Origin of the sequence: Rhodopirellula sp. P2, from assembly GCF_028768465.1 — a bacterium.
Lineage (GTDB): Bacteria > Planctomycetota > Planctomycetia > Pirellulales > Pirellulaceae > Rhodopirellula.
In genome coordinates, this window is record NZ_CP118225.1 from 3,401,168 (window position 1) to 3,421,140 (window position 19,973).

General features: G+C 56.7%; 15 protein-coding genes. 5 read left to right on the forward strand and 10 right to left on the reverse strand.

The genetic code is table 11. The annotated features are described in order from the left end of the window. Positions 1 to 83: 83 nt before the first annotated feature. Complete coding sequence (locus PSR62_RS12050; RefSeq protein WP_274407974.1) at positions 84 to 539, reverse strand: zf-HC2 domain-containing protein; 456 nt, start codon at positions 537 to 539, stop codon at positions 84 to 86. A gap of 182 nt (positions 540 to 721) precedes the next feature. On the opposite strand from PSR62_RS12050, the gene nrtS reads away from it, so the two are divergent. The 5 genes from nrtS to PSR62_RS12075 all read left to right on the forward strand — a co-directional run bounded on the left by nrtS (position 722) and on the right by PSR62_RS12075 (position 5,743). Further along, complete coding sequence (gene nrtS, locus PSR62_RS12055; RefSeq protein ID WP_047812997.1) at positions 722 to 946, forward strand: nitrate/nitrite transporter NrtS; 225 nt, start codon at positions 722 to 724, stop codon at positions 944 to 946. Between the two features lie 234 nt (positions 947 to 1,180). Then, positions 1,181 to 2,089: a DUF547 domain-containing protein gene (locus PSR62_RS12060; protein ID WP_274407975.1), complete on the forward strand. Its 909-nt coding sequence runs from the start codon at positions 1,181 to 1,183 to the stop codon at positions 2,087 to 2,089. Positions 2,090 to 2,636: 547 nt separating this feature from the next. After that, the gene (locus tag PSR62_RS12065; RefSeq protein WP_274407976.1) at positions 2,637 to 3,158 is read left to right on the forward strand and encodes a MauE/DoxX family redox-associated membrane protein; all 522 of its coding nucleotides are present in this window, start codon (positions 2,637 to 2,639) and stop codon (positions 3,156 to 3,158) included. A 233-nt stretch (positions 3,159 to 3,391) separates the two neighbouring features. Continuing rightward, positions 3,392 to 4,150, forward strand: coding sequence for a TVP38/TMEM64 family protein (locus PSR62_RS12070; protein WP_274407977.1), 759 nt, complete (start codon positions 3,392 to 3,394; stop codon positions 4,148 to 4,150). Positions 4,151 to 4,210: 60 nt separating this feature from the next. Beyond that, positions 4,211 to 5,743, forward strand: a complete 1,533-nt coding sequence (locus PSR62_RS12075; protein WP_274407978.1) for a mercuric reductase — start codon at positions 4,211 to 4,213, stop codon at positions 5,741 to 5,743. Positions 5,744 to 5,883: 140 nt separating this feature from the next. Here PSR62_RS12075 and PSR62_RS12080 read toward each other — a convergent pair whose 3' ends face one another. The 9 genes from PSR62_RS12080 to PSR62_RS12120 all read right to left on the reverse strand — a co-directional run bounded on the left by PSR62_RS12080 (position 5,884) and on the right by PSR62_RS12120 (position 19,943). Next, positions 5,884 to 7,350 carry a sulfatase gene (locus PSR62_RS12080; protein WP_274407979.1) on the reverse strand — a complete coding sequence of 489 codons (1,467 nt, stop codon included), beginning with the start codon at positions 7,348 to 7,350 and terminating at the stop codon, positions 5,884 to 5,886. Continuing rightward, positions 7,347 to 8,255 carry a DUF5060 domain-containing protein gene (locus tag PSR62_RS12085; protein WP_274407980.1) on the reverse strand — a complete coding sequence of 303 codons (909 nt, stop codon included), beginning with the start codon at positions 8,253 to 8,255 and terminating at the stop codon, positions 7,347 to 7,349. Before PSR62_RS12085 ends, PSR62_RS12080 begins: the two co-directional genes overlap by 4 nt. Beyond that, entirely contained in the window at positions 8,252 to 9,889 is a 1,638-nt protein-coding gene (locus PSR62_RS12090) for an arylsulfatase (RefSeq protein ID WP_274407981.1), read from the reverse strand. The genes PSR62_RS12085 and PSR62_RS12090 overlap by 4 nt, the downstream gene beginning before the upstream one ends. A gap of 103 nt (positions 9,890 to 9,992) precedes the next feature. Next, complete coding sequence (locus tag PSR62_RS12095; RefSeq protein WP_274407982.1) at positions 9,993 to 11,468, reverse strand: sulfatase family protein; 1,476 nt, start codon at positions 11,466 to 11,468, stop codon at positions 9,993 to 9,995. 219 nt (positions 11,469 to 11,687) lie between these two features. Continuing rightward, positions 11,688 to 13,508, reverse strand: coding sequence for a sulfatase family protein (locus PSR62_RS12100; protein WP_274407983.1), 1,821 nt, complete (start codon positions 13,506 to 13,508; stop codon positions 11,688 to 11,690). Positions 13,509 to 13,591: 83 nt separating this feature from the next. Next, positions 13,592 to 16,708 (reverse strand): DUF6797 domain-containing protein, encoded by a 3,117-nt coding sequence (locus PSR62_RS12105; RefSeq protein ID WP_274407984.1) that lies wholly within the window; start codon positions 16,706 to 16,708, stop codon positions 13,592 to 13,594. 75 nt (positions 16,709 to 16,783) lie between these two features. Beyond that, the gene (locus PSR62_RS12110; RefSeq protein WP_274407985.1) at positions 16,784 to 18,181 is read right to left on the reverse strand and encodes a FecR family protein; all 1,398 of its coding nucleotides are present in this window, start codon (positions 18,179 to 18,181) and stop codon (positions 16,784 to 16,786) included. Then, on the reverse strand, positions 18,178 to 18,711 hold the full coding sequence (locus PSR62_RS12115; RefSeq protein ID WP_274407986.1) for a sigma-70 family RNA polymerase sigma factor: 534 nt from the start codon (positions 18,709 to 18,711) through the stop codon (positions 18,178 to 18,180). Before PSR62_RS12115 ends, PSR62_RS12110 begins: the two co-directional genes overlap by 4 nt. Before the next feature lie 371 nt (positions 18,712 to 19,082). Continuing rightward, positions 19,083 to 19,943 carry an endonuclease/exonuclease/phosphatase family protein gene (locus tag PSR62_RS12120; protein WP_274407988.1) on the reverse strand — a complete coding sequence of 287 codons (861 nt, stop codon included), beginning with the start codon at positions 19,941 to 19,943 and terminating at the stop codon, positions 19,083 to 19,085. Between the last annotated feature and the right edge of the window lie 30 nt (positions 19,944 to 19,973).

The following is a 19,973-nucleotide window of genomic DNA, read 5'->3' on the forward strand; positions in this document are numbered from 1 at the left end:
AAAGGGAGGCGACAAACGACCGGCAACTTTCCAGTATTCACCGCCACCCGAACGCTGGCAGCAGTAATCAGTTGTCTGTCTGGTCAATCGACGTTCGACGCCAGCAGGGGTCTGTGTGTTGGTGAACCGCTTGGCGAATTGCCGGTCGGGTTCTCACCCACCAGCGTCAGTTCGACTGTTTGCATCGCGTCCGATTCTTGTTGGCAAAGCGGGCACTGCTGAAGGTGAAGCGTGAAAGCTTGTTGTTGATCGGGTGTCAATTGTCCCGTCGCATACTGCTGACTGGACGCTTGGACTTCGCTGCAGGTCACGCCACCGAAGTCGAACTCCCGAAGCTGTTCTTGGGACTCCGGTGGGTTGGCTGTTCCACCGAAATTCCAAACGCCCATTCCTAGCACTGCCATCACCGCGATCGGAGTGCCCATCCGCACAGCGGACTGGCGCCGCCGAACGGCGTGGAGCCGATTGTGCAGATCTGCAATGGTGCCTGGCGAGCATTCCTCCCAATCTGAATGAGCTTCAAAATCTTGGCGGACCATGAACTCGTTCCTCTATTCCCTGTGGAGATCAACGCGGCCTTGGCTGCGTCCTGGGCGTTTTGGTATGTCTCTATCGTCGCCTCGCACCGGCGGAGCGTCTGTGTGGAATCTCACAAGGCTGTTTTTTTCTCTGCTGATGGATGATCCGATTGCTTCCGTGACTCAAACGGTGGGTGCACAAAATGCGTGACTGGTTGCGTCTGGCATTTGCCCGGTCCATTGTTTGTCGTGGGCTTGTCTACAGCGTCGTGGTTGGAACCGTGCTGACAGCCATCAATCATGGGGACAGCCTTCTCAACGGCCAAGTCGGTTCGCGTCATCTGTTCAAAATTGGCCTGACCTACGTCGTTCCCTACGTGGTCTCGACGCTTTCCAGCGTGGCAGCACTGAACAGTCGCACTGAATAGTCGCACTGAATAGTTCTGTAAGGAAAGCCTGACGAACGCGTCGACGTGGTGTCACTGAAATGCCTTGAGGCGACTTCGCTGCGAAACCGTGGCCTAGGCGTCCCAGCCTGGGAGCACGCCAATCCCCAGGCGAGACGCTTCTGCTTCGGCCCATTCACCGCGTGAGGACATCCACCGCGGCGATCGCGGACGTCGATCTCGGGCAACAATCACCGCCATTCACAGGCACCCAAAATGGACACAACGAAGAGCGATCCGGCATCGCCGAACCTGCCGTCAGCTCCCCACACACGCCGCACCGTGATCATCGGGATCGCCGCAGTGCTGCTTGTTGGGACAGCAACCTTCGCATGCCTCCACGCCGGGGCGATCGAACAAAAATTGGTGAGGCTGTTTGGTCCCCCGCAAGTCGAATTGCAAGAAGCGTATTCCGCCAGTGTTTCTGGACCGACGATGGATCATTCGACCTTCGATTCCTTGCTGAAGAAACATGTCGACGACGATGGATGGGTCGACTACGCGGCCCTGAAAGAAGACGAGGCAAAGCTGGACAGCTACCTCCGTGCGATTGCTGCCGCACCGTTTGACGCGATGGGACGCGACGAGAAATTGGCACTGTTGATCAACGGTTACAACGCCTCCACCTTGAAATTGATCCTCGATCACATGCCAACCGATTCGATCCAGGACATCCCCGAAGCGGATCGCTGGGACGCAGTGCGTTGCGACATTGGCGGACGCAAGTTGAGTCTGAACCAGATGGAGCACGAGCAGATCCGACCCAAGTTTGCCGAGCCACGCGTGCACTTCGCATTGGTCTGTGCCGCAGTGGGGTGTCCGCCACTGCGCAAGGAGGCGTACACGGCCAGTCGAATGGAAGAACAGCTGCAAGCGCAGACCGAGTACGTGCATCAACACAAAACCTGGTTCACCTTCGATCCCTCGTCCAACCAATTGGAGCTGACGAAGCTGTACAGCTGGTACGGCGGCGATTTTGAGCAGGTCGCTGGCAGCGTTTCGGCGTTTGCAGCCAGCTACTCCGCGGAGCTGAAGGAAGCTCTGGAAAACGGCACCACACCCCAGCCCAATTGGTTGCCTTACGATTGGAAGCTCAACAGCATCGAGAACAAACAACCACGCTAAGCAGGTCGGCTGGAATGATCGGGCACAACCATGTGAGCCGTTTGGGCGTTCGCCTGGCCTGCGCGTGAAAACCGTGGCTAACGCCAACGGCTCACATACCCGATGACACCTGCGTACCTGCTGAGACAGCTGATGAAAACAACGAATCCTGAGCTTTCGTGTTTTTCGTGGTGTCCATTTTTCAGGAGCTGCCGGGTGGAGTGAGAACCACGAAAGGCAGGAAGCACACGAAAAAGGGATCGACTCCAACGACGTGTGCTCCCTGGTCCAGAACGGAGGGCGACGTGAAACAAAGAGGTGTTCAGTCGGATTCGACTGCACGGCCCCAGAGGATTCCGGGGGCAGGTCCATCGAATGGCCGCAGAGCAGAAGCGACGGACGCCGCAGCAGCTGTCGGCGATTCGCCGTCGTCACTGGCGGCAGCTGAGCATGCTCAGGGTGAGGGGTGTTCAAACCCACACACTTCCCTCAGTGTGTGCCTGTGCGAAGCGTCGCAGCGGTGAGTGGGGTTGGCGAGCGAAATCGTAGGCGGTGCAACACCTTCACCGTGCATTCAGATGATGGACAACCCAAACGAATTGCTCAATTGGAAACGATGATGAACGACCAAGACAAGCTGCACGGACGGATTTCATTCTCCCTTTTGACACTTCGCCTGGGCGTTGGGATCGTGTTCATGATGTGGACATTGGACAAGCTTCTCAATCCGGAGCACGCGGCGGGCATTTTCGAGCGTTACTATCTGACGCCTGGTCTTGGTGCGTCCTTGATGGTTGGCGTGGGCGTCGTGCAGATGGTCTTGGTCCTCTCATTCCTCAGCGGTTTTCTTCGCACGTGGACCTACGGGCTGATCACCGTGTTGCACACGGTTTCCACCATCAGTTGTTACAAGCAATACATGAACCCCTGGGAAAAGCCGAACCTATTGTTCTTTGCGGCGTTTCCGATGTTGGCGGCATGCGTCTCGCTCTGGTTGCTCCGAGAACTTGACACCTGGACGGTCGACAGCTGGTGGAAAAGTAAAAAGACAATGGTGGTCACGGAGAAAACGCCTCAACCAATCAACTGAAGAACAGCACCAACCAAGGTCGAGAACACGCACGCGATCGGTTCTGCTCAGATCCTCCAGCCAAGCTGACCTGCGAAGCCTCGGCGACATTTTGCAATCTGTTTGTAAGGAGTGTCACGCTTTGGCGTCATCTCTCTATCAATGCGTTCGGACAGCAAGCGGCCTGCTTGCTGCGTTCACGTTTGAATTGGCAACTGCCACTGTTTGTTGATACATCCTCAAGGAAAACGGCCATGACCAAGGAAGTCGAACCACAAACCGGCAACAGGAAATCTGGGATGCTGAAGAAATTTGGCGTGTTCCTCATCGTCGCCGCGATCGTGGTGATTGCCTACACGCAATACGGTGATCTGTTGAGTCTTGCGAATCTGGCGAAACAGGAGGCCCAGTTGCGGGCCTTTCAAGCCGAGAATCCGGTGCTGGTCTACGGAGCAGCCTTCTTGGTCTATGTCGTCGTGACCGGGCTTTCGTTGCCGGGTGCCGCCGTTTTGACATTGGTATACGGTTGGTACTTTGGGCTGGCTCCCGGGTTGTTGCTGGTCAGTTTTGCATCGACCGCAGGAGCGACGATGGCATTTCTGCTCAGCCGATTCTTGTTTCGGGACGCGATTCAAAAGCGATTTGGCGATCGACTGCAAAGCTTCAATCAATCATTGGAGAAAGAAGGTCCGTTCTTCTTGTTCACCATGCGTCTGATTCCGGCAGTGCCGTTCTTCATCATCAACGCCGTGATGGGGCTGACACCGATCCGTACTCGAACGTTCTGGTGGGTCAGTCAACTGGGGATGCTGGCCGGCACCGCTGTTTTCGTTTACGCCGGGTCCAGCGTTCCCGATTTGCAAACGCTGGCAGACAAAGGTGTCGGTGCCGTCTTCACTCCCAGTCAACTGACTCAGATCGTGATCGCGTTTGTCTTGCTCGGAGTCTTTCCTTTGGTCGTTCGTTTCGGCATGAAGTTTTTCGGCCGCGCGGGTGCTGAACCTGCGGTGTAAACGCACCTCATCCAAACACAACACAACCATTTCTCAACCACCCACGAAAATTGAGTTTCCATGACTTCCGACCTTGTCCAGCTACAGCCCAAAGACGAACACAACCAAGCCCTTGAAGCGAATGTGCACCCGCCTGAGTGGAGCAATCCAACGCCCACGCAGCCCTACCACTTGGTCGTGATCGGGGCCGGCACGGCTGGCTTGGTCACCGCCGCCGGTGCAGCAGGACTGGGGGCACGCGTCGCCCTGATCGAACGAGATTTGATGGGCGGTGATTGCCTCAACGTCGGCTGCGTCCCCTCCAAAGGGATCATTAGCGCGGCTCGCGTCGCCGCGAATGCGAAGAGGGCAAGCAGGTTTGGAGTCAATGTGCCCGACGTCAACGTTGACTTTGCCGCGGTGATGCAGCGAATGAGGAAGCTGCGTGCAGGCATCAGCCACAACGATTCGGCCACGCGATTCAAGGACCTAGGCGTCGACGTTTACTTTGGACAAGCAAGCTTTGTCGATTCCAATACTGTGGATGTCGCGGGAACGAAGCTCCAATTCAAACGAGCGGTGATCGCCTCGGGGGCACGCGCGTCCGCGCCGCCCATCGATGGTCTGAGTGAGGTCAACTACTTGACCAACGAATCCGTCTTTTCGCTCACGGAATTGCCTCGGCGACTGGGGGTGATCGGTGCTGGTCCGATTGGTTGCGAAATGGCGCAGGCCTTCGCTCAGCTCGGCAGCGAAGTGCTGCTGGTCGAATCGGAGCACGGCATCATGCCTCGCGAAGATCGCGAAGCGGCCGAGATTGTTCAAAAGGCGATGGTAAATGAGGGGGTCCAATTGCTCTGCTGCGGCCGTAACTTGAAGGTTCGCAACGAGGATGGAATTCGCCTGACGGTTGATTCACACGACCAAAGCTACGACGAACGAGTCGATCAGTTGCTGGTCGCGGTTGGCAGAGCACCCAACGTCGAAAACCTGAACTTAGAAGCCGTCGGTGTTGAGTTCGATAAGAAGGGTGTGCAGGTCAACGATCATTTGCTGACGACCAATGCGAACATCTACGCTGCGGGCGACGTTTGCTCAAAGTATCAATTCACACACACGGCCGACTTCCAGGCCCGCATCGTGATCCAGAATGCTTTGTTTGCTGTTGGTCCGTTTGGCAAGAAAAAGGCCAGTGACCTTGTGATTCCTTGGGCAACGTACACCTCCCCGGAAGTCGCGCATGTGGGCATGTACGAGAGTGACGCGAAAGACGCTGGCATCGAAATCGACACCTACGTCCAACATTTCAACGAAGTCGATCGCGCGATCTTGGAAGGCAAAGACGAGGGTTTCGTCAAGGTTCACACGAAGAAAGGAACCGACACGATCGTGGGCGCCACGATCGTTGCCGAGAACGCGGGCGATATGATTTCCGAAATCACAGTGGCCATGACGGGCGGGCTGGGACTGGGCAAGATTGGAAGTGCGATTCACCCCTATCCAACTCAAGCCGAAGCGATCCGCAAGCTGGGCGACCAGTTCAGCCGCACGAAGCTGACGCCGGTGAGCAAGAAAATTCTCGGGTTGCTCCAACGACTCAATGTCGGAAGCTGAGAGACAGTCCGCGGGGCCAACGCCCAAACGGCGGATAGGAAAGATCGAAATCCGCCTGAATCAACAGTGGGGGTGCCTGCAGCTTATCTTCGTAACCAAGTGCCAGCCTAGCGAGGAAATCTGATCGCCGGCTCACGCGTTCACTTCTTTTGCTTGTTCATCCCGACCTTCTCCTCAATCGCGGTCTGATTTTGCTGGAAGCCTGCGGCATCCCGTTTTGCGATCAGTTGCGCCCGCAACCTCTTCACCATCGAGGCGTATTCCGGATTGGCTGCTTGGTTTGTGAATTCATGCGGGTCATTTTTCAGGTCGTACAGTTCCAGACCTCGTTCGCCAAAGCCCCACTGAGTGAAACGCCAGTTCGCTGTGCGAATCGATTCCCCGCCGCTGCGGCTGATCGTGAATGCCTGCTTTTTCTTCCATGCAGGCGATTCGGTATCGACCAGCAGAGGTGTCAGACTTTTTCCCTGAAGAGCGTCCGGAGCAGCAAGGCCGGCCAAGTCCGCCAGAGTCGGGTAGAGGTCGACCAGTTCCGTGATTTTTGTGGTCCCACGACCATGCTGGTCTTTGAGCCATGGCACGCTGATGATCAACGGCACTCGCGTGGCCTCTTCGAACAGGTGTTGCTTTTGGAACTTGTGGTGATGCCCCAGAAGGTAGCCATGATCGCTGGTGAACACGACGATCGTATTCTCTGCCAAGCCCTTTTCTTCCAGTGCATCCAGGACGCGTCCGACCTGGGCGTCCATGTAGGAAACGCTGGCGTAGTAGGCCTGCAATAGCCCTTGGTGCAGTTCCGGCGTCACCCCGTACGTGGTGCTGTTGCGTTTGTAGCCGCGGATGATCCCAGGCACGTCATCCAGATCATTTTCCGGCACGACAGGTGCTTCCATTTCATCGCGATTGTATGGGGCGAAATACTTTTTCGGTGCGACAAGAGGCACGTGCGGTCGGACGAATCCCACCGCCAGGAAGAACGGTTTGTCCTTGACCTGTTCCAGCATCTCGATGGCCCGATCGGCTGCCATCCCATCGGCGTGATCGCTGTCGTCGCCGGATGCGATCACTCCGGTGAACGTCTGCGACCCGTTGTTCTTGGGGGACCAGTTCGTCCGTTCCCCGGGAGCGTTTTGTTCCGGAGCTTGGATGTTGATCGCTTCGTCCCATGAGAAGGGATCATCGCTTTCCGCGGTTCCGTCAATGATCTCAAACGGGATCCGCATGTGGTAGATCTTGCTGACTCGTCCCGCGTAGTAGCCGTTGTTGCGAAAGGTCTGCGACAGCGTCACCACGTCGGGCATGCTGCCTCGCAAGGTGCCCTCATTGCCCAGAGTCAGATTCGAATACGGATACAGGCCGGACATGATCGACGCACGCGAGGCACCGCAAACCGGGTACTGACAGTGCATGTTCTCGAACTTCACACCTCGCTGAGCGAGCCGATCAAGGTTCGGCGTCTTGCACTGCTTGTGCCCAAAGCCACTCAGGGCGGTATTCAGGTCATCGGCGATCAGGAACAGCACGTTCGGCTTTTCTGCATGTGCCGGTGACTGCGGGATCCACGTCGCTGTGATGAGTGCAAAAACTATCAGGCAAGTCGTTTTCATCGTTCGTTTCTTCTTTCATCATTTTGAACGGTTAGGAGCAGCACCCAATCCTGATTGGGGGCTGATGGTGCAGTGGGGAGCGGGATCCAATTCCCCGCGTGCAGGCTCGCGGTGGTTCCTTCAAACTGACCGGTTCTGGGGTTGTACCACTTTGCTTGAAACTTCCCGTCATCGCTGCTCAGATCGAGTTGCCCCGTCTTCGATGCGGTTGGATAGTAGATCGCGTAGACGTGACCTGGTTTGCAAAAAACCTGAGCGTCCAATGGAAACGATTTTCCCGCACCCAGCCCGACCTTCAGAGTCGATTCGCCTTCGACCAATTCATCGGCCGGTGACATCTCCCAGAATGGCAGGTGTTCTTCCATGAAGGTTCGTGCGATCGCCACACTGTTCGACAGTGCTTGACGATTGGGTGTCTTGAACGACTCCCCGTCAAAAGAGATTGGCTCGCCCGCATCCGCATCCAGTGAAACAGCAACGCTTTCACCAACACGAAAGGATGCGTGGTAGGTCCAGGTTCCATTCTCGTCCGGAGTGAATCTTACTCGCCACACATTGCCTTCATCACCACCCTCTCCATCGCCGTCGAAGTAACCAGGAACGTGCGTCGTGTTCCCAGACGGGCCTTTGAATTCGACTTGCAGCCGATAATCCAGAAAGGGATTGGGATCGCAACTGGTTTCGGTGGATGCAGGTCCTTGGAAACGAACTGACATCGGGTGCCAAGTCACCCAACCACTGTCTTCTGAGCCAACCACTTCGGCGACGTTTGGTGCCTCGCGTTTCGTTTGCAGTGACTCTTGCGGAATGGATGCCGTCGGCGGTGCAGCATGCAGCGTGCTATCGAACGCCACAAAAATCGCACAGCCAAAGACGAGGGTGCCAATCGGACGGAGTGGGGTCATTGCTTGCCCTCTTGCTTGTGGGGTCGGGCTCGCCGTGAAGGTACAGCAAAGACTTGGACGTCGTTGGCCCACTGGTTCCATGCGTCTGCCATCTGCTTCCGTCGCTGAGGGAATTTCGAGGACAGATCGTGAAGTTCGGTGCGATCGTCTTTGAGGTTGTAAAGTTCCCACGCGTCTTCGTTGGCTGCCTGTTTTCCTGCAACGGCGTTGGCGACAAGTTTCCAATCGCCATCGATCACCAAACCATTGCTTTCGTGCTCGTTGAACAGCCAGTTTTCCCGGTCAAGCTTTTCTCCCTTCATTGCAGGAACCAGGGAAATGCCGGGCAGTTCCGGGATCGCGTTGCCGTGGGCATGGCTGGGGTACGATGCTCCGCTAAGCTCAATGAACGTCGGCATCAAGTCGATCAAATCAGCGTTGGACGCATACCAGTTCTCTTGCGGTTTGATGCCGGCGGGCCAGTGCATGATGAAGGGAGTGGCGGCACCGCCTTCGTAGGTGTGGTGCTTGTAAAACCGAAACGGTGTCGAGGAGGCGTTGGCCCAAGGACGACTGTAGGTCGTGCCAATCCCAGGCTGGACGTTGCGAAGTTCGGCGTCCGCAAATGTCGGATCCGCCATCAGCTTGCCTTCTTGGCACGCGCCGTTGTCGGATAGGAAGATCACCAACGTGTCTTGGGCCACGCCCATTTCATTCAACCGGCTCATCAGCTTGCCGATGTTCTGATCCACCCGGTCGACCATGGCCGCGTAAACGGCCATGCGTAGTGATTCCAGTTTCTGCTGGTCGGCATTGAGCGAGTCCCACGCGGGAACCTGATCGTCGCGCGGCGACAACTTCCAGTTTGGGTCGATCAGCCCCAGTTCGATCTGTCGCTGGTAGCGTTGCAGACGAAGTTGATCCCAGCCGATCGCGTAGGTGTCACGGTACTTGTCGATGTCTTGTTCGTGAGCTTGCAGAGGCCAATGGGGCGCGTTGTACGCCAAGTACAAAAAGAAAGGACGCTTGGCTTTCGATGCTGTTTCTTCTTCGATAAATTTGATCGCGTGATCAGTGAAGGCATCTGTCGTGTAGTACGGTCGATCCGTCGTGCTCTCCCGCGACTCCACCAGTTCGTTTTGACTTGTGATTTCATCCGGCTTGAAATAGCGAAACGCTCCAGTCAAGCTGCCGTAGTACTTTTCGAATCCTCGTTGGAGTGGCCAGTAACTTTTGTCTCGCATTCCGAGGTGCCATTTTCCAGACATCAAGGTGGCGTAACCGGCGGGTTTCAAGACTTCAGCGATCGTGACGCAATTTCGGTTCATTGCCCCGTGATAGCTCGGTACACCAAGGTCATGTTTCAATCCCGTCATGTGGCCGATGCCCGTTTGGTGCGTCGGTAAACCGGTCATCAGTGTCGCACGCGTTGGGCAACAACGAGAGTTGTTGCGAAAGTGAGAAAACCGAACTCCGCCTGCCGCCAACGCATCGATGTTGGGCGTGTTGATCTCACCGCCGTAGCAACCGATATCCGAAAAACCCATGTCATCGACCAAGATGACGACGATGTTCGGTTGGTCGGCTCCGTGTGCGACCAGCGGCATGGCAAGCAGCAGGATGCAGGTTGCAGCAAATCGAATGCAGTGTTGCATGACGTTCCAGTGAAGAATGACGTGATCGAGTAGGTCGGTTGGAAGGGGCGATGGGCTTCGGGGGGTGGTTGACCGGGTTGATGATCCCGGTTGCGGGAAATCTTTATTGATGGGCAGGCGGCAGTGCGAAGTCTTTCAGTAACTGCGGCGGACCGCTGAGCGATTCGTCATCGCCGACTTCTTCCATTCGCTTGGAAACCATCGCTCGCAGTTCCACTAGCTTCGCAGCGTGGTCAGGCGATCCCGCAAGGTTGTTCTGTTCGTACGGGTCCTGCTCAATTTGATAAAGCTCTTCGGCAGGACTGCTGTGATAGTCATGCAGGAACGCGGCCGCCTTGGGGTCCGTTTTGGCTGCCTCGATGTACGATTGCCAGTGGCGGCCGGCATGCGCCCAGTGCTTGGGGTCACGCGGGGATTCCTTGGCCCACACGTCGGTGTGGGTGGTGTAGGCGAATTCCGGGTGCAGGTTGCGGATGTATTTCCATTTGCCCGCGCGGACGCTGCGAATCGGGTAGACATTTTTTTCTTTGTCCCCTTTGTGCGTTGCGAAGATCACATCGCGATGTTGGTCGGTTTCGCCAAACAACACCTTGGCGAACGACCGTCCGTCGATGCCAGAGGGCGATGTTCCACCGGCCAAGTCGATCAGGGTCGGCATCAGATCGATCCAACTGACCATCGCATCGGTCGACGACCTGGGCTGGATCTTGCCGGGCCAAACCGCAATCAAAGGGGTGCGGATCCCCGTTTCGTAGAGAGACCATTTCGCGAACGGCCACGGCATCCCATGGTCCGAGGTATAAACGACCAGGGTGTTGTTCACGTCCAGGTGTTTGGCGATCAGTTGTCGAGTTTGGCCGACGCGGCGGTCGATGTCTTCGGCTCCTTCGACGTATCGCGTCATTTCCACTCGGGCTTCGGGCGTGTCGAAGATCTTGGGCGGAATGACGACGTCTTCGGGAGCGATTCTGGCCTCCTCTTTGGGCGGCCACGCGGTGTGCGTGTCTGTCCAACCAAGGAACAGGGCCAGTGGTGCAGCGTCTTCAGGGCGTTGCTGCAGAAACGTTTCAACCTGATCCAGCGTCATCGTTTGTTGCAAACCGCCGCCGCCCAGAATCTTGACACCGTCGGGCACGTATTGGCCGAAGTGCTTCCTGCCGGCGTGCCCAACCTTGCCATGAAAAACGACCTCGTACCCTTGTTCCAACAGTGCCGGCAACAGCGAAACGACACCGGGTTTGAAATCGGTTTCGTGGTTGCCAACGACGCCGTTGCTGTAGGGCATTCGACCCGTGAAAAGTGCCGCGCGACTGGGGGCACAGGCGGGGGATGCGACATAGGCGTTGTCGAATCGAATCCCCTCTTCCGCCATTCGTTGAAGGTTGGGCGTTTGGAACTCGCTGGATCCATACACCGACGAATGATGCACGCCGTGATCATCGGCGATGGTGATCACAAAGTTCGGTTTCGCGGCCATGGCTGTCGACCCGCACAGCAGCACGATGGCGAGGGCGATGGATGGCACAGGACATTGTGCAGCAAGCTTCCACGGAAACCAGTTGCGAGAGCGGGTATTCATAAAGAGATCCAACTTGTTAGCGAGGCGTGGGTTCGAGGGTGCGGTTTTCAGGGGTAATCAGGCAAAGAGCCGCTTCCAAGGCAGCAGCCCCAGCTAAGCAGGTCGGCAGGAATGATCGGGTGCAACGAAGTGAGCCGTTTGGGCGTTAGCCCCGGTTGTACGTGGGAGCAACGACGCGACCCCCAAAAAACAAAAGCTGAAAGACTCCTGCCGAACTGCTTATTGAGATAGAGTCACGGTTTTCCCGTGAGCGGGTTTCAGTTCGATGGACTTGATCGACGTGGTGCCGGCGGGAAGGTGGACGCGGACGTGAATGATTGGCGAATCACCGGGCAGACTGGTTTGGATCGTTTGCCACTGGCCCGATTTCTCGACGCCAACATTGATTCGCTTGGCCGCGACGAAACCCTTGTCGGCTGAGTTTCGCCAGCAGAGGCCGATCGCACCGGACGTTGCCGTTTTGACAACCATGTTGACGGAAACCGGGCCGGCCAAACGCAAACCATTTCGAGTGATGAACGGTGTTTGCTTCGTGCCCAGCGTTTGCGGGGCGATCTGCAAACCCTCGCTAGTGACATCCATTTTGCCGTTGCGGACGATCCATGCAGACGCTGACTTCTTGGATCCTGATTGGGAACTTGCCGAATCGGTTTTCGGGATGGGGTTTGTAGGCAGCGGTGTCGCCGGTTTACCGTCGAGATAGAAATCGAAGTAGTCGGTGGCCGCTTTGGACATCTCGCCGTTGGACAAGCCGGGCGGATCGAGCTGGCTGGCCCAGCCCGATAGCTTTTCGCGTAAACGATCGGCAATCTCTGGGTGATCACCCGCGAGATCGTGTTGCTCTTCGAGATCATTTTTTAGGTTGTACAAATACTCGCGGTCACCGCCGCGAAGCAGCTTCCAATCGCCTTCGCGAATGGCCGATTGGGCAACCCAACGCCAGGCGAGGAATTCATGCGGTGGTTCGTTCGTTTTCCCGGTGAGATACGGAATCAAGTTGACGCCGTCGAAGTCCCCGGGTTTCGATTCGATGTTCGCCAAATCCGCAGCCGTTGCCGCCACGTCCAGAGCGCTGACCGGGTGCTCGAACACTTGCCCGGCGAGAATCGTTCCGGGCCAAGCGATCACAAACGGGACGTGCATGCCGCCTTCGGAGAGCATCCCTTTTTCACCGTTCAGCGGGTCGTTCAAAGAACCGTCCCAGCCTGGACCTCCACCGGGAGCATCACGCTTGTGAATCTTCAGTGGTGCGCCGTTGTCGCCGATGTAGAAAATCAGTGTCTTTTCGGTCAGATTGTTCTCGGCCAGCGTCTCGGTGATCCGTCCGACACCATCGTCCACTGCGGACAGCATTGCCAATGCTTGCCGACGTCGCTCGGGCATCTTGCCCGGGAATCGATTCAGGTACTTTGGCGGCGCGTCCAACGGGACGTGGGGGGCACGGTACGCGACATACAGAAAGAAGGGATCGTCTTTGTATCGTTCGATCAGCGAGGCCGCGGCTTGGCTGCATCCATCGACGTGATACATCTGGGGATGCAAGCTCGACATCTCGCGATCGCTGCCATCCAGATTGATGTTGGCGGCAAAGGGGGCGGCGGAGTTTTGGTTGAACACGTGCTTGAATCCGTGCTCGGTGATTTTGGGCCCTGGTCCGAGGTGCCATTTCCCGAATTGCGCGGTCATGTACCCCGCATCCTGCAGGCGTTCGGCAATCGTCAGCTCGCGATCGAATCCCTGCAACGTTTTTCCGTTGGCTTCGACGCCGAACTTCGATTGGAACTTTCCGATCAGCAATCCGGCTCGCGACGGCACGCACTGCGGCGCCGTGCTGTAGCCATGCCGGGCCAACACGCCAATCCTTGCCAACGCATCCACATTGGGCGTCTTGATGTCGTCAAGAACTCCTTGGCAGGACAGATCCGCGTGGCCGTGATCATCCGTGTAGAACACGATGATGTTGGGTCGAGAATCTGCCGCGTTGGCAAGCGTTGCTGAAAGCCAAACCAGAGGGATGCAGAAGATGATGAACTTGTTCACTTGGCTGCCTGTTGGTGTGAGTGATCTGACATCGCTGGAAGCCTATCCTACGTTGGGATGCGTTTTGCAAAGATTCTGAAGGGTCAATCGTTCGGGATACCGTGGATGGTCCAGTAAATGTTTTCTTTGAAGGGATTGCCGCTGGAGTCCTGCACTTCCATATGCAAGTGCAATTGATCGACGGGACGCAAATTGGGTGTCCACAATGACAGCGTTTTGCCATCCTCGCTGAGGGAAACCGATTCGATCGGCAGGTCTTGTTTTCCAACTTCACCCGTTTCGGGATGATAGAAGTCGGAACCGTAATTCTCGGTCCACTTGTAGTTCCATTGCTCGGCCACGTACGCAGATGCGCCAGTCGATGCAGCATGATCCAGTGGGAAGTTGAATCGGAGTCGAAGTTCGCCGGGATGCACTTCGCAGTGCGTGATCATGCGAATGGGCTTGCCGGTGTGGCGAACGCGATAGATGCCGCCATCGGCAAGGTCGCCACGTCCGTTGTCGTTCCATCCATTCAGCCCCGTCACATACAGTTGTCCATCGACGGGGTTGACGCGTCCTCGCATGATGCCGGTACCAAATTCGTGCGGGAACCGAACCAGGGCGGCTTGCGCCAAACCGTCCACTTCCTGCGTCATCAGATAGAACAAATGCCCCTGGCCAAAACTGGTGTGCAGCAATCGACCCGCCAAGGGACCAAACCGCTGGTCTTCCACGAAGACTTGGCCGCCCGATGAATTGTCGACCTCCTGCGGCATCCAAATCAGCGGCGGGTCGAAGGTCTTTGGCGGAACCACTTTTCGGTGATCGATCTTTCCACCGTCCGGCGCCCATGCACCGCCACCTTTGTTCTGCACGTAACCATAAAAGCCACCCCGTTTGACGAGATTGATCTTCGACGCTGGCATCCACGTGCCCTGGTTGTCGCTGACCGTCAGCCGACCATCGGGCAGAATTCCCATTCCATTGGGCGTTCGCAGTCCGGTGCAGATCACCTCGCGGCTTTTTCCATCGGCGGAAACCTTGACGATCGCCCCTGGCAATTTGTAATCCGTGTACTGACCGCTTTTGGCGTAGTAGAAGTTGCCTTCCGCGTCCGTCTGCAAATCGAAGTTGAAGGCATGGAAGAACGTCGAAACGTCCGTGTCGGCGCTGAAACTTTCATAGAAGTCCGCCTCGCCGTCCTGGTTGGTGTCGTGCAGTCGCGTCAGTCGGTCTCGGCAATTCACGTAAACCAGCCCGTCGACCACTTTGATTCCAAAGGGTTCGAACATTCCGCCCGCGAACCGTTTCCAGCGCACATTCAGCAAGTCGTCGTCGATGCCGGACACGATCCACACGTCACCGCCGACCGTTGCCACCGCCATTCGGCCATCGGGAAAGAAATCGATCGCTGACGTGCGGAACCATGTATTCCAGGGTGTCGACTGCGGGATCGAAATGGTGTCGACTTCGTAAGCACCGGATTGAAAGCCCCGGTAGCCGATCGTTTCAAAGACTTCTGGCCAGCGCAGGTCGCCACCTGCCGTCATCGCGGCGGGATCAATCGCCGAGAGTGCTAGATCCTTTGCGTCGGCAGCAGCATCCCCGAATCGAACGATGTCGATCACGCGTGTTGTTTCACCTGCGGGAATCTTCACGACCCATCGTTGCTGGTCATCCAAAGAAAGCGTCACTTCATCAACGTCGCCCCGCAAAATGGGACGGACGCGACCAGGGCCCGATTTTCCGACTGCCAGCAGCAAACCCTTCCCGCCCTGAATTGTCAGCGTGTGTCGGATTGCCGTTTGATTCGGTATCGCGGATGGCACTTCAAGAATCTGGCGGCCATCGATGGAGTAATTCAATACGATTTGATCGCCGCAGAGAAAGTGGCCGTGGTAGTCCAGCCAACCCTGTGGCAGCGGACCACGCGGCAACAGATCCGTTTTCGGATAGTCCAGCGATCCATCGTGTCCCCATTGCCAAAGGTCCAACGCCGCAACCATTTGGCCTCGCGGTTTGGGATACCCTTCACCTCGGCCGCGTTTGTGTTGAGTTTGATCCACATCCAGAAAACCGCCGGACCAAATCGCGGCTTGATCCATCGTGTGTAAGTCGTAGGCGATCGAGAGGTTGCCCAGTTTGACCGTCAACGCGCTGTTGACGTCGCGGCCCAGTTGCGATGCCAGCGCCGGGCCGTAGTCGCGATCGGGATCGAGCTTGAAGTCTCCCATGTCCGTGCCCTTGGGCAGCGAACTCAAGTATTTCGGTGTGACCGGAAAGTAGTCCGGGTTGGAGTCCTTCATGAACTGCTGACGAATGTAGGCCACGACTTCGTAACGTTCCCGTGGGGACAGAGCCGAAGCAGCCGCCATCAAGCCGTTTCCATGCGAGAGCGTTTTGAACATGCTGTGCGGGTCGGCACCGAACTTCAGCTTCTGTGTGCCGAACGCTCGGGCGGTTGCCAGCGAGGGCGTGTTTCCATCTTTGCCATGGCACTGATAGCACGTGGACTCGTAAATCTGTTTGCCGCGTTTCAGCTTTCCGTTTTCAGCCCGCCGGATGATCTGGGCGTGATTCAGGTTGATGGTGTCGTCTTTGGGAATCAATTGCTCCGCGGTTGGCTTCAGGGCATCAGCTCGCTCGCGGCCACCTTCATGAATCGCAAGCAGGTAGCTGATCAAGTCGAGGAACTCCCGCGGGGAGTTCAGTGTTGCGACCAAGCCCTCGGGCATCATCGAAACGTGGGAGGTATTGCGAGCTTCGATGTCGTCTTTCGCGATCGAGAGACTGGCTTCTAAATTGGTGGCGTCGCGGAGTTCCAGTTTGTCGTCGTCTTCAGACACCAGCATTCCCGCTCGAACTTCACCATCGGCTGTGAGCAGTTGGACCGTTTCGTAGCCCTTGCGAATGGATTGGGAGGGATGCAGAAGTGATTCAACCAAGTGAACGTCAGTGATGCTTTCTCCCAATCGCGTCAGGTCGGGACCAAGCGGTGACTGTCCATCGCCAGTCACATGACAGTTCGCGCATGCGGCTGCAGAGGCGTAGAACACGATCGCCCCGCGTTCCGGATCGCCACGCAGCCGAGATTCTTTGGCAATTTGATTGGCGTCGACCGTCTCAAACATCTCTTGCAACGTGGCTGGCTGAGCCAACACGGGGGAAGCAGCCAACACAACTGGCAGCGTGATCAAGGAGACAAACAGGCGGAACATTCGCGATCCAGTTGAAAGAATGAAGTGGCAGGTCATGCGACATTCATGTGGGGGGAATTGGGTGGTCATCAATGATTACAGTCCGGGGATGCCTTTGACGGCGATGCCGTACATCGCCTTGTTTCCTCGATCGCCATCGGTCTGGGGTGGACCGAGTTCAACGTTGCTCGCTGCAGCGACACGCTTCTTCCAGACCGAGTACTGAACGTAGAGGTCACCAGCTTGATCCGGTTCGATTCCCTGAGCCAAAGGGCTCACCGGACGCCATGGTCCGCTGCGAAGCGTCCACTCGGTTTTTTGAAATCCGTTCTGTAGCCAGGCAGCGGGCTGCCTGCGTCGGTCATGCATGACGTAAACGTCTGCCGATCCTGCAAGTTGCAATGAAATGGTCAGCGACTGTTCTTGCCGATCGACGTGGAACGGGCAAACGACGTCGGCGCCGAGCAATTCGGCAGGGAACTCTTCGCCTTCCGCGGCTCGCCAAACAACGTCCGGTCGCGGAGTGGAAGCATGCGTCGTGTAGGCAATGGTTCCTTCACGCATTCCACCGGAAAGGATTCCGTAAAAGCGGTGAAAGCCATCGGTCGCCGCATTGTCCGTGACATTGAGCACGATCGAAGAGGCGTTGCTCGCAGAAAGACCGAATGGTCCTTGCGACAACCAGACCGCGGACAGTCGACGCGGCTTGCGACCTTTGCGAAGACGGACCCCTTCGCCTTCGAAGACGTTCAGCGGGCGTCCAATTTTGGAATTGCCGTGAGAGTCGACTTTGACTTCACCGTCAAAGACAGCCACGCTCGCTTCGTCGTCAGACACATCGACGCCGAAACGAGTGCCAAGATCGATGATTTCTCCATGATCGGTCACGACCGTGAAGCCTTGGCCTGACTCCCCAACATCCGCATTCAGACGCCCGTGCGCGAGTCGCAAACGCATCGAGGATTCCAGGGTGCCGTCCAGTGGACCAGACAAGTCGAGGACAACACCATTGTCCAATCGAACCTGGATTGCTCCTGATTCCAGGCGGATGCGATTCCATTCGATCCAGTCGCCAACCCGAACTGTCTGATCGACACTAGCCAGTTGGGCCGCATCGAGAGAAATGACCTCCACCGTGACTGCTGCCGCTGTCGATTGTGGTTCGGCCGTTGGTTTGAACCATACGATTCCCACGACCAAGAGCACGGCAGCAGCGAGGCCAGCCAGAACGCCAAAAGGTTGCCAAGCTGACCGCGGAAGGACGACGGGGGTTTCCGGAGTCGGCGCGTGCTCCGAATTGATCGCATCGAATTCGGCATCCGAGAGAGCGGCCAGATCTGATAGGGCTGAGTCCAGATTCAGGTATTCAATGAAGGCACGTCGGAACTCTGCATCCACACGCAGCGATCGTTCAAGCTCGCCGAGGGCATCGGCGTCAATGATTCCGGCTGCATAGTCTGCAATCAGAGTTTGCTTGTCAGAAGGACGACTCATGACAGTCCCTCCGTCCCGAGGGTCCGTCGGGTGCACTCAACCAGTTGCAAGCGAATCCGGTGCAACCATTGATAAAACGCGCCCACCGTCCGACCGCTCCGCTGAGCAACCTGTTGAATCTCGGCTTCCGGCGCATAGGCCGCTAGTACAAGTTGTCTGTTCGGTTGAGGTAGTTTTTCAAGGCATTGATCCAACGCATCACGCTGGGCAGCCAGCCAGAATTCATCCCGAGTTGCCTCTTCAGCGACCAAGTGAAGCAGGTCCTCGGACAGCACATGACGGTCACGACCCTTGTCGCGAAGCCATCCGAGCGATTCATATCGAGCCACGCGAAACGCCCACTTGCGAAACCCATCGCGATCGTCGAGTTGGTCAAACTTCCGCCAAAGAACGAGCGTGATCCCCTGCATCACGTCGGCTGTGTCCTGCCGAGTGGGCACCAAGCGGCGCACAAACGCACGAATCGCCGCCTCATTCGCGGTGAATAGCGTCAGGAATAGCTCATGTTTGTTCGCCGATTCTTCGTCCATGCCAAATACACTCCACAAATCCAATTGGTTTTACGGAGAAAACCTAGGGGATTTTCGGCCCCACACAATTGAGCTGACGATGATTCCTGGCGTTGATGACCCTCGACAGCCGATCGAGGGGGCGGATTTCCAAGGGGACGACGTGCCTCCGCGTCGTTTGCCGAGTGCCAGCGTTGAGAAGTTCCGCTGGTGTCATCGATCCTCCCCCCCAAAGCACCGGCTGTGATTTCAGAGACGGCCCTTTGGCGTCGATCAGGGAATCTGCCAAGTGTGTCGTTCGTTGGCGCGGCGTCGTTCGATGCTTGAACGACGAGACTGTCGTCCCACCGTCCATGGAACTTTCGCCTCTGCCATTTTCGGAGGAGGTTCGTCTATTGCGATTCAAAGACTGCCAATTGCGGAAGATGATCACTCAAGGCAAACGAGGTCTCGTCATTGATGTTGAGCCGGAAGGCCCCTTCAAACAAGGGCCTGGATTCAACGATTCGATCGGCAATCGGTCCAGCTGCCAGGACGTAGTCGATCCGCCACTTGGGAATGTCCGACTTGATGGTTGGGCCTTCGCCTTGGCCGACTTGGGTGAACGTGTCGACCCAACCAGCGTCCATCCAAAGTTTGTATTCATCTGTGTCGGGACTGTGATTCAGGTCGCCGATCAAAAGCATCGACCGACCGGCATCCAGATCTGGTTTCATCGCTTCGATCATCGCTCGAATTTCTCTCAGCCGAACGGTGGGATCGGCGGTTGGGAAGAGATGGGCCGAATGCACGATCAATGGTTCGTCGTCCGACACGTTCACCGTGGCTTGTCCCCAATGTCGGGTGAACAACTCTTTCGGCCTGCCGCCTTGCATGGGGGCGTTCTTTGACTCCGTGATCTCGAACTTACTCAGCAGCGTTCCTGGCCAATTGCCACCGCTTGGAAATCGAACATGATTCATTCCGAGAAGTTCGGCCACTTCTTCGGTCAATTCCACCGCGGGTGATTCGGAGAAGTTGATGATGTCGGGATCGTGCAGGGCCAGTTCCATCGCCAATCGCTTTGCCATCTGCCCTTTGGCAACCGCTTCCTTCGCCGAGCTACGTTGATTCGGCCATCCCGCGAGTCGGTAAATGTTGTAGGCGATCACTCGGAGTGGCTTGGGAGGCGTCGGATCCGCGAACAGGTCCGCGTTGGACATGGCGAGGCCGGCTCCGAGAGCTCCGCAGAATTGTCGGCGTGAAATCTTCATGGGTATCTCCAAAGGGGGGACGCCAATTCT

Excerpts from the sequence above, each read along its gene's own strand:
- PSR62_RS12050 (WP_274407974.1), bottom strand. The coding sequence starts at position 539 with ATGGTCCGCCAAGATTTTGAAGCTCATTCAGATTGGGAGGAATGCTCG.
- nrtS (WP_047812997.1), top strand. The coding sequence starts at position 722 with ATGCGTGACTGGTTGCGTCTGGCATTTGCCCGGTCCATTGTTTGTCGT.
- PSR62_RS12060 (WP_274407975.1), top strand. The coding sequence starts at position 1,181 with ATGGACACAACGAAGAGCGATCCGGCATCGCCGAACCTGCCGTCAGCT.
- PSR62_RS12070 (WP_274407977.1), top strand. The coding sequence starts at position 3,392 with ATGACCAAGGAAGTCGAACCACAAACCGGCAACAGGAAATCTGGGATG.
- PSR62_RS12075 (WP_274407978.1), top strand. The coding sequence starts at position 4,211 with ATGACTTCCGACCTTGTCCAGCTACAGCCCAAAGACGAACACAACCAA.
- PSR62_RS12080 (WP_274407979.1), bottom strand. The coding sequence starts at position 7,350 with ATGAAAACGACTTGCCTGATAGTTTTTGCACTCATCACAGCGACGTGG.
- PSR62_RS12085 (WP_274407980.1), bottom strand. The coding sequence starts at position 8,255 with ATGACCCCACTCCGTCCGATTGGCACCCTCGTCTTTGGCTGTGCGATT.
- PSR62_RS12090 (WP_274407981.1), bottom strand. The coding sequence starts at position 9,889 with ATGCAACACTGCATTCGATTTGCTGCAACCTGCATCCTGCTGCTTGCC.
- PSR62_RS12095 (WP_274407982.1), bottom strand. The coding sequence starts at position 11,468 with ATGAATACCCGCTCTCGCAACTGGTTTCCGTGGAAGCTTGCTGCACAA.
- PSR62_RS12105 (WP_274407984.1), bottom strand. The coding sequence starts at position 16,708 with ATGTTCCGCCTGTTTGTCTCCTTGATCACGCTGCCAGTTGTGTTGGCT.
- PSR62_RS12110 (WP_274407985.1), bottom strand. The coding sequence starts at position 18,181 with ATGAGTCGTCCTTCTGACAAGCAAACTCTGATTGCAGACTATGCAGCC.
- PSR62_RS12115 (WP_274407986.1), bottom strand. The coding sequence starts at position 18,711 with ATGGACGAAGAATCGGCGAACAAACATGAGCTATTCCTGACGCTATTC.
- PSR62_RS12120 (WP_274407988.1), bottom strand. The coding sequence starts at position 19,943 with ATGAAGATTTCACGCCGACAATTCTGCGGAGCTCTCGGAGCCGGCCTC.